The sequence below is a fragment of the Streptomyces sp. NPDC054786 genome (assembly GCF_053611685.1).
Map to the genome: position 1 here is coordinate 85,486 of NZ_JBSHAW010000036.1, position 11,971 is coordinate 97,456.

The 11,971-nt window shown below is 68.8% G+C and carries 14 protein-coding genes; all 14 read right to left on the bottom strand.

What is annotated here, in order from left to right:
* Positions 1-58 precede the first annotated feature (58 nt).
* On the bottom strand, positions 59-1,762 hold the full coding sequence (locus ACWGI6_RS27805; RefSeq protein WP_453270053.1) for a cholesterol oxidase substrate-binding domain-containing protein: 1,704 nt from the start codon (positions 1,760-1,762) through the stop codon (positions 59-61).
* A gap of 211 nt (positions 1,763-1,973) precedes the next feature.
* Positions 1,974-2,144, bottom strand: a complete 171-nt coding sequence (locus ACWGI6_RS27810; RefSeq protein ID WP_086717956.1) for a hydrophobic protein — start codon at positions 2,142-2,144, stop codon at positions 1,974-1,976.
* 325 nt (positions 2,145-2,469) lie between these two features.
* Positions 2,470-2,904: a gas vesicle protein K gene (locus ACWGI6_RS27815; protein ID WP_453270054.1), complete on the bottom strand. Its 435-nt coding sequence runs from the start codon at positions 2,902-2,904 to the stop codon at positions 2,470-2,472.
* A 79-nt stretch (positions 2,905-2,983) separates the two neighbouring features.
* Positions 2,984-3,226 (bottom strand): gas vesicle protein, encoded by a 243-nt coding sequence (locus tag ACWGI6_RS27820; RefSeq protein WP_453270055.1) that lies wholly within the window; start codon positions 3,224-3,226, stop codon positions 2,984-2,986.
* Positions 3,223-4,113, bottom strand: a complete 891-nt coding sequence (locus ACWGI6_RS27825) for a GvpL/GvpF family gas vesicle protein (protein WP_453270056.1) — start codon at positions 4,111-4,113, stop codon at positions 3,223-3,225. The genes ACWGI6_RS27820 and ACWGI6_RS27825 overlap by 4 nt, the downstream gene beginning before the upstream one ends.
* Positions 4,110-4,535, bottom strand: coding sequence for a gas vesicle protein (locus tag ACWGI6_RS27830; RefSeq protein WP_453270057.1), 426 nt, complete (start codon positions 4,533-4,535; stop codon positions 4,110-4,112). The genes ACWGI6_RS27825 and ACWGI6_RS27830 overlap by 4 nt, the downstream gene beginning before the upstream one ends.
* Before the next feature lie 29 nt (positions 4,536-4,564).
* Complete coding sequence (locus tag ACWGI6_RS27835) at positions 4,565-5,722, bottom strand: SRPBCC family protein (RefSeq protein ID WP_453270058.1); 1,158 nt, start codon at positions 5,720-5,722, stop codon at positions 4,565-4,567.
* A complete protein-coding gene (locus ACWGI6_RS27840; RefSeq protein WP_453270059.1) occupies positions 5,715-6,389 on the bottom strand; it encodes a hypothetical protein in 675 nt (224 codons plus the stop codon). The genes ACWGI6_RS27835 and ACWGI6_RS27840 overlap by 8 nt, the downstream gene beginning before the upstream one ends.
* Positions 6,390-6,416: 27 nt before the next feature.
* Positions 6,417-6,674, bottom strand: a complete 258-nt coding sequence (locus ACWGI6_RS27845) for a gas vesicle protein GvpG (RefSeq protein WP_453270060.1) — start codon at positions 6,672-6,674, stop codon at positions 6,417-6,419.
* 20 nt (positions 6,675-6,694) lie between these two features.
* Complete coding sequence (locus tag ACWGI6_RS27850; protein WP_453270061.1) at positions 6,695-7,408, bottom strand: GvpL/GvpF family gas vesicle protein; 714 nt, start codon at positions 7,406-7,408, stop codon at positions 6,695-6,697.
* Between the two features lie 3 nt (positions 7,409-7,411).
* The gene (locus ACWGI6_RS27855; protein WP_453270062.1) at positions 7,412-7,861 is read right to left on the bottom strand and encodes a gas vesicle structural protein GvpA; all 450 of its coding nucleotides are present in this window, start codon (positions 7,859-7,861) and stop codon (positions 7,412-7,414) included.
* A gap of 77 nt (positions 7,862-7,938) precedes the next feature.
* A complete protein-coding gene (locus ACWGI6_RS27860) occupies positions 7,939-8,247 on the bottom strand; it encodes a gas vesicle protein GvpO (protein ID WP_453270063.1) in 309 nt (102 codons plus the stop codon).
* A gap of 484 nt (positions 8,248-8,731) precedes the next feature.
* Positions 8,732-9,382, bottom strand: a complete 651-nt coding sequence (gene grpE / locus ACWGI6_RS27865) for a nucleotide exchange factor GrpE (protein WP_453270064.1) — start codon at positions 9,380-9,382, stop codon at positions 8,732-8,734.
* The gene (gene dnaK / locus ACWGI6_RS27870) at positions 9,379-11,280 is read right to left on the bottom strand and encodes a molecular chaperone DnaK (RefSeq protein ID WP_453270065.1); all 1,902 of its coding nucleotides are present in this window, start codon (positions 11,278-11,280) and stop codon (positions 9,379-9,381) included. Before dnaK ends, grpE begins: the two co-directional genes overlap by 4 nt.
* Positions 11,281-11,971 lie beyond the last annotated feature (691 nt).

Sequence of the window (11,971 nt, forward strand, 5' to 3'; positions counted from 1 at the left end):
CGACCGCCGGGGAGCCGGGCGGCCGCACACGCGGCGCGCCCGGGGGACCCGGCGTCTCTCAGGGCAGCAGAGTGTCGAGGAAGGTGTTGGAGAACACCCGTGCCGGATCGTAGGAGTTCAGGGTGTCCCGGGCCGTGCGCCAGTCCTCGAACGCGGCCGGGACGGTGCCGCCCACGGCGGCGGGGTCCGTCCACGGCCCGCCGTCCGTATAGGCCCAGCCCTTGGACCACTCGGGACGTACGGACGCATACGAACCGGTGTAGGTCTGCCAGATCCACTGTTCCAGCTCGCGGAAGAAGGGCCCCGCGCCGGGCGTACCGGGATAGGTGGCGAAGTCGAGCCACACCACGGTGTCCCACTCGGGATGGTCGGCACGGGCCCGCGCCGGGGACAGCAGGGGACCGTCCAGGGGGTCCGTCCCGGTGATACGCAGCTCTATCGGGCCGTTGACCGGATAGGAGCCCCGGCTCTGATGCGCCGTCAGCACGCTCTGGTAGCGGGCGTAGAAGTCCCCCACCACCCGCTGCACATTCGCCCGGGAGGTCAGTACCGCCCACCCCGCTTCGACGATCCGCAGCGTCGTCGGTTCGACGTACAGCAGGCTGTTCTTCGACCAGCCCCAGACGTCCCAGGTGCCGGTCACGATCAGCCCGGATCCGACGATGGACATGGCGAGCTTGGTGAAGGCGGGCGTCTTGTCGCCCCCGCCCGAGGCGATCTCCCCCAGCAGCCCCGACATCTCCTCGGTGACACGGTTGGCGAAGCTGTAGGCGTACGGGACGTCGATCTGCTTGCTGAGCAGCGGCTTGGCCGGCGCCAGGCTCCACACCTTCAGCCAGGGCACATCGGTGAACGGGAACCAGATCGCTTCGATGCGTCCGGTGCGGTCCAGGTAGGAGCTGATCGTGCGGCCGGCCGTGCCGGGCGGACCGAAGACGGTGCCCACGTTCACATCGAACCAATTCTGGCAGCGCAGCCGGGTGTTGGCCGCCGCGGTCATCGTCACCTCGGTGAGGAACGCGCGACCCAGATGGACGAGGAACGCGCGGATGTCCGGGTCGGAGCGGGTGAAGGTCTTGAGCACATAGCGGCCCTCGGCCGCGCTCCACACCACGGCGGTGAGGGAGGTGACCAGGGAACTGAGGGTGCCGAAGCCGGAGCCCGCGGGCGGGCGTTCGGTGGCGGTGGGCAGACCCGTGCCGTGGCCGCCGATGGCGAGCACCCCGCCGAGGGTGAGGTCGCCGGGCGCGGTGGTGGTGGCGAGGCCGAGCCCCGCCTCCTCCAGGCGGGCGAGGATGGTGTCGAGAGTCGCGCCCGTCTGCGCCGTGACACTTCCCGGGCCGCCGCCGCGCACGCTGACCGCGGTGAGGTGGGAGGTGGTGTCCACGATGACCGTACGGTTGGTGTCGGCCCCGGCGGGTACCACCAGCGGCGACCAGGTGTGGCCCTTGCCCCGGGCCCGTAGCCGGTAGCCGTGCTCATGAGCCCAGTTGGCGAGGGTGACCACATCGTCGGGGGTACGGGCCGAGGCCGTCCAGACGCCCTCGACGATGATCTCCAACGACCAGTTGCGGAAGGCCTGTTGGGCCAGCGGGATGCCCGCGGGAAAGCCGGGCGGAGGGGTGAGGGTGGCCGCCGCGCTGCCCGCGGAGATGCGATGAGCGGGTTGCAGTCCGGCTGCCGCGGCGAGTCCCGCGGCAGCGGCCCCGGTCAGCAGCGTGCGACGGGTGAAGGATGTTCTTCGAGCGCTGTCGTCGGACATGGCTGTCCTTCCGGCACGCGGCGCGCCGGCCCCGCTGCACCGCGCACGGATCGTAGGGGTGAAACCGTACGAGCGCCCCGGTGCGGTGGGGGTGTGCCGGAAGGGTAAGGTGACGGGCCATCAGTTGCAATGGCCGTTGTCAGGAAATACGGCTCCCCGGCGGGCCGAAGGGGATCGGCCCGCCGGGGACATCGGTTGATCGGACGCGGATCTACCAGCGGTACCAGCGGCCGCGCCGGCCGCCGGCGCCGGCCGACCGCATCAGGAAGCCGAGCAGCCAGAACGCCAGCACGACCACCGCGACGATCCACAGTGCCTTCAGCGCGAATCCGGCGCCGAAGAGAAGCAACGCGAGAAGCAGAACCAGAAGCAGCGGAACCATATCGCTGCACCTCCGTATCGGTAGGACGGGAGAGCGCGCATGGAAGAAACCATGGCACTGATGACGAATGCGGGACCCACGACCCCGACCCGCCCGGCTCCGGCCGGGCGTGGACTGCGCAATTGATGCTTGTGCGCAATTGATTCTCGGTGGCGGTCCGGGCGGTGACCGGCTTTCCACAGCGGCCTGGGCTCGCGCGCTACGGATTGCCGCGGGGGGGGGGGAGCGACAGAAAACCTGGTGCGCTCTGCGGCTCTGTTATGCCGTGTTGCCGCTCAACCGGCGCTGAAACATGGGCGTGAGACGTGACCGTGGCCGGAGCCGCTCAGCCGGCGTCGTTCGGCGGCAGCAGGGAACCCAGGGGCCCGAGGTCGAGATTCAGGTCGGCCATGGTGAGCCCGTATCGGTCACAGAGTTCCGCCATCCGGTCCTGCAGAATCATGAGCGTCATTCCGACGCGCTCCTCCTGCTCCTCGCTCAGGTCGCCCTGGTCGACGCGGTGCAATGCGGTGCGCTCCATGAGCTGTCGCAGGAGCTCCACGATCGTCAGCACCAATTTGATGAGATCGCGTTCGACCGTCTCCGGGTCGGTTTTCAGCCGTTGGGCAATTGCGCTGTCCTGCCCCCGGCGGCATCCGTCGGTCCCGGTCGGCACCAGGTCGAATGCGCGGGCCGCCGCCTGCGCCACCTCTGAGAAGGCGGGGTTCGCGGGGGCGCCCGGATCGGCTTCTTCAGCCACCACGGCGTATCCCTCGGTCATGCGGAACATCTCCTCGGGTAAGGAACGGGACCGGAAATGACGTAACAGGGGCGGTGTTTCGGCGTCCGTACAAGGGATTTCACCACGGCGCCGGGCTGTCGGGCGTGATCGAGCGAATCACCGCACGCAGATTGATATGGACCAGGTCCACATCGGCAATGGACAGCACCACGTCTCCGGTGAGGACCGCGCCGCCGTTCAGCAGCCGGTCCAAGAGATCGATCAGCGCTATCTGCCGCCCGGCGAGAGAGTCCTCCTCGGAGAGATCCGTAGGGTACGAGGCGTCCGCGCACGCGGCCCGACGGACCTCACCACCGCTCACGCACTCCTGCTTTCCACGGGGGGCGGCGTGGCGAAGGAGTACGGCGCCCACGGGCCGGTGATCTCGACACGTACGCCGGGAACGTCCTCGGCCAGCGCCGACACCGCCCGGTGGAATTCCCGGATGCGTTCCGTGGGGACCAGATAGGCCTCGTTGGCGATGTTCTCGCCCGTGCCGGAGGCCAGTTCTCCCTGCTGCGGGCGGTGCACGACCCGGTCCCGTGCCAGAGCGGCCGCCCGGCCCCGCACCTCGTCGGCGACGGCTCCTGCCGCGCGGTAGGCCTCATGATGCGTACGCCGTTGGGCGCGGCGCTGCTGCAAGTAGGCCCGGCCGGGGCTGACCGGTGAGGTGGCGGGGTCCGGGCTCTCGGGCGGGGGAGGCCCGGCCGCCGCGCGCGCGTCCGCGTACACCTTCACCCCCACTTCGGCATGGCCTTCGAGCAGGGAGAGCAACTCCTCGAACTCGGCGCAGCGCTCGTCCAGCATCGACCGCACCCGGGCGTCGTCCAGATACACCGTGGCCAGCCGCATGGGCAGCACCGTCGTGCCGGCAGCGGCGGCCTCGACGACCGCATGGTGCGTCCGCGCAATCTCCTCCAGCTCCGTCAGGTTCTCCAGTTGCGCCTTCATCCCCTCCTCGCTGAAGGCGTCGGCCGGGACGGAGGAGACGAGCGCGCTCAGGCGGCCGGCGGTGACCGTCCGCAGTGGGCCGTCCCGCAGTCCGCTGAGCCGCGAGGCTGCCGTTTCGAGGGCGGTGCCGGCGCGGCCGAGCGCGTAGACGTACGCGATCGCGGGACCGCTGGCGGGAACCTGCTGTTCTGTGGGCCGGTGGACGGGGTCCAGCGGCGACCCGTTCCTCTCCTCGGCCTCTGGCGTGGCGCGGTTCACTGTTCCTCCTCGCGGTCGGCCCGATGTCCTGCGGAGCCCTGGGGGGAGCCGACGGCCGCCCGAAGCTCGGCGAGTTCGGCGCGCAGCTGCTGGTTCTCCTCGGCCAGCGGGTCCCGGCCGGCGGCCGGTGTGTGCCCGGCGGGGACCTGCTGTGGTGCGCGGGCGCGGGACGACAGCGACGGGTCGTGTTCCCACCAGTCGATGCCCATCTCCTTGGCCTTGTCGACAGAGGCGACGAGCAGCCGCAGCTTGATGGTCAGCAGCTCGATATCGAGCAGATTGATCTGGATGTCGCCCGCGATCACGACGCCCTTGTCGAGGACGCGTTCCAGGATGTCGGCCAGGTTGGCGGAAGCCCCCTGCCGGCCGTACGGGGGCGGACCGGAGGAAGGCCCCATACGGCCGGCCAGTGAATCGGACATGATCAGCCTCGTCTGTGCGTCGGGACGGGTCAGCGGGCAACGGCGGTACGGCGGCTCCGGCGGGGTGCCGGCTCGTCCTCGCCATACGGGTCCCGCTCGTCCGGCAGGTCGTCGTCCTCGTCGACGGGCTCCATGCGGTCGTCGTCCTCGTCGGAAGGCTCCACGGACTCGTCGTCTTCACCTTCCGGGTCCGCTGCGAGGCCGTCCTGATCGTCCTCGTCCTCGACGTCCTCGTCGTCGAGGTCCTCGGCTTCGGCCTCCGCATCCTCCTCGGCGTCGTCCTCTTCGGGGCGCACGTCGTCGTCGAAGCCGGGCTCGCCGTCCGCCCCGTTCTCCCGGTCCTCCTCCTCTGACGCGACGGCGTCCTCGTGCTCGACCACGACCTCACCGTCCTGGATCTCACCGCGCCAGCCATCGGTGGCCTCACCGCGCAGCATGATGAATTTGCGGTAGAGCTTGAGGTCCAGCCGGGCCCGGCGGCCCTGGGCGCGCCAGATGTTGCCCGTCTTCTCGAACAGGCCCTTGGGGAAGTACTCGAGAACCAGCAGCACCCGCGTCAGGTTGTCGGTGATGCGGTGGAAGGTCACCACGCCCTTGACCGTGCCCTTCGCACCTTCGGTGGTCCAGCTGATCCGCTCGTCAGGCACCTGCTCGGTGACATTCGCCCGCCAACTGCGGGTGGACTTGGCGACCTTCACCTTCCAGTTGCTGCTGGTGTCATCGGATTTCTCGACACTGACGACGCCCTTGGCGAAGGTGCTGAACTCCTGGAACTGCGTCCACTGGTCATACGCGTCGCGTACGGGAACACCCACATCGATGTCCTCGACGATCGTCACGCTCTTGGACTTGCCGCCGCCGCCCTTGCGGCCCTTGCCGAACAGGCCCTTCACCTTGTCCTTGACGGTGTCCTTGAGGTGGGATGCGCCCGCCGTCAGTGCTGCCTGCTGTGGCGACTTGCCCTCGCCGAGAGCCTTCCCGCCCTTCGCCAGACTGCTCACCAGGCCACCGGCGCCCTGGCCGGGTTCGGCGAGTTTGCCGACGCTCTCGCCCAGCTTGTGGCCGAGGCTGGTGACCGCATGTTCCGCGCGGGCCTGGAGGTAGTGCTGCAGCTCTTCCTTGAGCTGGTCGGCCGCCGGGCTCCTGGTCACCTCGTCCTTGATCTTGCTGAAGGTGGACTCAGGCATTGCGGCCCCCACGGTCGGCCACCGTGCGCGTCGCGCCGGAAGCCTTGCCACGGGCCGCGGAGGCGGTCTTCCGCCCCGGGGCGGTGGAGGTGCGTCCGCGGGAGGACGCGGCCTTTCCCGAAGTCTTGGCTGCACTCGACGCCGAGCGCCGTGCCTTGGAGGACCGGTCGGTGGCGGTCGACTTCTTGGCCGACGCCGACTTCGTGACCGACTTCGCGGACGACTTGGCAGATGTCTTACGACGCGGGGCGGGCTTCTCGCTCTCCGCGTCCGGGGAGTCCGCTGCGTCGCCGTCCTCGGCGTCGTCCCATGGCTCGTCCTCGGGTTCCGGGCCGTGGTCGTCCACCGCGCGCCCGGCACCGTCCGTCCCGCCCGCGTCGAGGGCCAGGGTCCGTTCGTGCAGGGAGTCGGCGAGGCCGGACATCCGCTGGGTGAGCGCGGCGCCGGCCGCCGTCTTCGTGGCGTCCACGAGCTCCTTGCGCACCTGGTCGTTGAGGGGGCCGAGGACCGGCGAGTTGGCCACCAGCGTGCCCAGTTGCCTCGGGTCCAGGTTCAGTTTCTTGCCGGCCAGGAACATGCCCAGGCCGATGGCCATCTTGGCTTTCTTCGTGCGCCCCAGTAGATAGCCCCCTACAAGGGCCACACCTATCTTGGCGTTGCACATCATCTCTCGTACACCTCGTTCTCCCCGTGATCAGGAATCGGTACGTAGCCTTTGCTGGTGGGCCTCAAGCCACTCCAGCCGGTCCAAGAGCTCGTCCTCGCGGGAGTCGAACTCGTCGGTCCCGATGCTGCCGTCCAGCAACTGCTGCTCCAGCGCGGCCAGTTCCTCGCGGACCGGCTCCGGGTCGTAGTACTCGCGCTCCGCGGTGAGCAGCACTTGGTCCAGGACCCAGGCCGTGCCCCGCACCGGGGCGATCGGCAGCGTCAGGATCTGTGTGATGAGTCCCATGACGGACCTCCGCCCGCGCGTCAGACGAAGCTGTACGGCGGCAACGGGCCGTGCAGACTGAAGGTGTAGGTGTCACCGCGCTGCCCGGCTTCCTCATGGACCGCCTCGGAGAACACCGCGGCCTTCTCCCGCTCGACGAGGAACGACACACTGAGGAAGTGGTGCTTCGTCGGTTCGACGTCCGCGGTGCGCACCGCAGCCGGAGCGAGACGGGCCACGATGGCCGTACGGGCGTGGTCCTGGCGGGCCTGGACCTCCTGCGAGATCAGCTCGCCCAGGGCCATCTTGTCGTCGTAGGCGCCCGGGTTCTGCCGGGTGCGGTCGTTGAGCTGCCGCACCTCGGCGGATTCCCGCACGATCTCCCGCAGAAGATCGTCCTCGTCGCGTGCGACCTTGAGGTGGTACTCGCGGCAGCCGTCGACCTCTTCGAGGCGCCGGGTGTAGGTGTCGCGGTGTTCCTCCAGGGCGGAGACCACCTGTGCGTCGTCGGGGCCGACCAGTCCGAAGCGCATCGGAAGGGCGGCGCCGTCGGCGAGCAGACGTTCCTGGACGCCCTGGTGGGCCACCACATCACGGCGCTTGGCCCGTAGCTCGGCCGGCGCGTCGCTGACCACCGCGCACAGGTCCTTCGTCCTGACGGTGCGCAGCTGCGCCGCGGGGTCACCGACACCCGTGACGCCGGACAGCTGCAGGGGGTGGTCGGCACCGGTGATGGCGTAGAGGTAGGTCGCCATGGTTCAGTCCTCCCGGCGACGGGCCGTGCGACGGCTGCTGGAGCTGGAGGTTTTACGCGCCGGACGCTCTTCCGCCGCCGGCTCCTCCTCGGATCCCTCCTGGCCCTTGTGCAGCGAATCGGTGAATGCCTCAACGGCGCCTGTCAGTGCGCCCTTCGACTTTCCTTTGGCGCCGCTCTCGGTTGCCTCGCCGACCAGATCGGTGAGCTGACTCGGCGCCTTGCGACCCGATTCCAGGTCCAGACGGTTGCACGCCTCGGCGAAGCGCAGATAGGTGTCCACGCTCGCGACGACGACGCGTACGTCAATCTTGAGAATTTCGATGCCGACGAGGGAGACCCGCACAAAGGCATCGATGACCAGCCCCCGGTCGAGAATCAGCTCAAGAACATCGTAAAGATTTCCTGAACCACTTCCGCTGGTCGCTGCGTTGGATTGCTGAATGGCCGTCACGGTCGATCGTCCCTTCCAGTTGGCTGGAGCGGGTCATGGGGCCGTGTCATGTCATGGCTGGGCCGAGCGTGGCCGCATCATCTGTCGATCTGGCCGCGTCCATATCGGCGCGTTCGCTCGTAGCCCATAATCCGGCCCTGTCCATCGAGGTAAACGCGGTAGGAAGCCATCACGCTCGCGGTGTCCGGGACCCTTTCGATCTCCACCACTTCCACATCCGCCAGCCAGCCGTCATCGGTGGCCTTGAGCGCCGACACCGAGCCGGGCTCGCACTGCAGCATCTGGGCAAGTTGCCCGGTGGCGTGGCGCATTGCGGTGGGTGCGGCGATCCGCTCCGGTCCGCCGTTGCCTGCTTTCTTCTGTTCCGTGTTTTCCTCGGTCGCCATGATCCCGCCTGTCGTGCGTCGTAGGGTTTCTGTCGAAGTACGGTGGATGTCTGTTGGCGATAGAGGACCGCGTGCCCCCGCGACTCGAACGTATGCGTCGTCGCGCACAAGGGGCAGCATTCCGTCTTATGGAAGACGTGCTCCGTCGATCAACTCGCCGCTCACTCCACGGCTCCCGACGGCAACCGGTACGGCCCGCCGGTATCCGATCCGGTTCCTGCTTTGCGCTGACGTCGCTCGCCGCCTCCGGCCTGCGAGGGAGAGGGGGAGCAGAGGGCAGACGGTAAGGGCATTCCGTTCCCCGGAACGGAATTCAGGGGCGCATTTGCTCAGGAAGGACCGTGTGCCGGGCCAAGGGATCGGATCCGCCGATGTCAGAAAGGGAATCCGGCATGCAGCGGCGCCACGAGACCGAGGTCATCTCGTGACGCCGCGGAGCTTCAGGTGATGCCGTGGACCGGGCCGCGGTGATGCGCGGTGATCCTCAGGGCCGGGCGGGCGATTCGCCGGCGACGGCCACCTGCGCGGGGCGCAACAGACGGTCGCCGACCCGGTAGCCCTGGCGCAGGACCGCGGTGCAGGTGGTGTGTGCCAGCCGGTCGTCGGGGGTGAAGGTGACGGCCTCATGGATCAGCGGGTCGAAGGGGGCGCCCGCCGTACCGAAGGACTGGAGACCCAGTGCCCCCAGTTCGGTGTGCAGAACCCGGGCGATGCGCTGGAAACCACCGGTCACCTCGCCCTGCTTCCTGGCCTCGGCGAGGGCGTCGAGCACGGGCAGCAGCCCGCTCAGCACATTGGCCACGGCGATCTCGCCGACCGCCAGACGGTCGCGCTGGACCCGCTTGCGGTAGTTGTCGTACTCGGCCTTCAGCCGCTGCAGATCGGCCGTACGCTCCCGCAGCTCGGCGCGCAGCGCCGCTTCCTGTGGCGCCGGCCGCCCGGCGGTCCGGTCATGACGGGATGGCCGGTCGGCGTCCCGGCCGTCACCGTACGGCGTCCCCGCCTCGTCCTGTGCGGTCTGCTCCTCCCCCTGGGTGGCACAGGGCGGGACCGGTCCGGGGTGTTCCTCCTGCCCGTGTCCGACGATGGCCGGCGGCGGCTGCGGGAGGCCACGGACGTGGGTCGGACGGTTCATCGTGCGCTTCCCTCCTGCTTGTCGTCATCGACGATCTCCGCATCGACGACATCGTCCTGGTCGCCGCCGGCCGCGCCCGATCCGCCCTCGCCGGAGCCATCGGCCGTCTCGGATCCCTGGGCCTGAGCCTGTGACTGGGCGTCGGCGTACATGGCCTGGCCCAGCTTCTGCGAGACGGTCGCGAGCTTCTCGGTGGCGGTACGGAGCTCCGCGGTGTGGTCGCCGTCGGCGGAGTCGGCCTTGAGCTTCTCCTTGACCTCGCCGATCGCGGTCTCGACCTCGGTCTTGACCTCACCGGGGACCTTGTCCTCGTTGTCCTTGAGGAACTTCTCGGTCTGGTAGACGAGCTGCTCGGCCTGGTTGCGGGTCTCCGCGGTCTCACGCCTGCGGCGGTCCTCCTCTGCGTGGTGCTCGGCGTCGCGGACCATCTGGTCGATGTCGTCCTTCGGCAGCGAGGAGCCGCCGGTGACGGTCATCTTCTGCTCCTTGCCCGTGCCCAGGTCCTTGGCCGTGACGTGCATGATGCCGTTGGCGTCGATGTCGAAGGAGACCTCGATCTGCGGGACGCCTCGCGGGGCCGGCGGCAGACCGGTCAGCTGGAACATGCCGAGCTTCTTGTTGTACGCCGCGATCTCGCGCTCGCCCTGGAAGACCTGGATCTGCACGGAGGGCTGGTTGTCCTCGGCCGTCGTGAAGATCTCGGAGCGCTTGGTCGGGATCGTGGTGTTGCGTTCGAGCAGCTTGGTCATGATGCCGCCCTTGGTCTCGATGCCCAGGGACAGCGGGGTGACGTCCAGCAGGAGGACGTCCTTGACCTCACCCTTGAGGACACCGGCCTGGAGGGCGGCGCCGACGGCGACGACCTCGTCCGGGTTGACGCCCTTGTGCGGATCCTTGCCGGTCAGCTCCTTGACCAGCTCGGTCACCGCGGGCATGCGGGTCGAGCCGCCGACCAGGATCACATGATTGACGTCGGAGATCTTGATCCCGGCGTCCTTCACCGCATTGTGGAACGGGGTCTTGCACCGTTCGAGAAGGTCGGCGGTGAGCTGCTCGAACTGCGAGCGGGTGAGCTTCTCGTCCAGGTGCAGCGGCCCCTCGGCCGACGCGCTCAGATACGGCAGATTGATCGTGGTCTCGGTCGCCGCGGACAGTTCGATCTTGGCTTTCTCGGCGGCCTCCCGTAGCCGCTGGGTGGCCATCTTGTCCCGGGACAGGTCGATGCCGTAGGCGTTCTTGAACTGCTTGGTGAGGTGATCAACGACCCGCTGATCCCAGTCGTCGCCGCCCAGGTGGGTGTCGCCGTTGGTGGCCTTCACCTCGACGACGCCGTCGCCGATCTCCAGGAGCGAGACGTCGAAGGTGCCGCCACCGAGGTCGAAGACCAGGATCGTCTGGTCATTCTCCTTGTCGAGGCCGTAGGCCAGTGCCGCGGCGGTCGGCTCGTTGACGATCCGCAGCACCTTCAGACCCGCGATCTCACCCGCCTCCTTGGTCGCGGTGCGCTGGGCGTCATTGAAGTACGCCGGGACGGTGACGACCGCATCCGTCACGTCCTCGCCCAGGTATTCCTCGGCATCGCGCTTGAGTTTCTGCAGCACCCGCGCGGAGATCTCCTGCGCGGTGTACTGCTTGCCGTCGATGTCGCCGCTGTCCGGGAAACGCCACTGCGCCTCGCCCATGTGGCGCTTGACCGACCGCGCGGTGCGGTCGATGTTGGTCACGGCCTGCCGCTTGGCGACCTCACCCACCAGCACATCGCCGCCCTTGGAGAACCCGACCACCGACGGGGTGGTCCGGGCGCCCTCGGCGTTGGTGATGACCGTGGGCTCACCGGCCTCCAGCACACTGACCACCGAGTTCGTCGTACCAAGGTCAATACCCACTGCACGTGCCATGGTCTTCTCCTCGTCTTGCGGCCGACTCCCGGAGCGGCACCGCCCGGCACCGGGACCCGACGCCCGCAGGCCCCCGGCGGAGCCGGGAACCGAACGCCCGGGTGGCCCCGCGGCTCGCCTGTAGGCCCTCTCACCTGCTGGTATAGCGGGCGAGCCGACCGCCTCGTCTGTATAAAACGTGCATAAAACGCGCCGACACATCTGTCAAGATATTCCCATTCAAGACATATACACCGTATGCGCCAACCGCTGTCACGCTCCCGCTGACCGCCGCAGTCGGGTGGCCCTTGTGGCGGCGAGGCGGGCAGGCCGGTGGCCCCGGAGCGGATGGGTGTCATGTGCATGTAATCGCGGGGTGGCGCCGGTTTCCTCGCCGCCGGGGGATGCGTCCCCGGGGAGTGAGCCGATGCGGGAGCCGATGCGCCCCAGGCGGAGCGAGCCGATGCGGCAGTGGCACCCACGGTTCCGTGTCCCCCGTGCACCCGGCCGACCCCGAAGAGGGTGATACGGCACCGCCCCCGCCCACACCGACCGCCGCCCAACACGCGGCACGGTGGCCGGTGTTGGGCGGCGGAACGGATGCGCGCTCCGCTCGATGCGCCCGGTGGCTCAGCACCGGGCGGCTCGTTCGGGGCGGGGGATTGCGCGGTGACCGGTGGTGTGGGCACGGTGGCCCGTGGCAAGTCGGCGG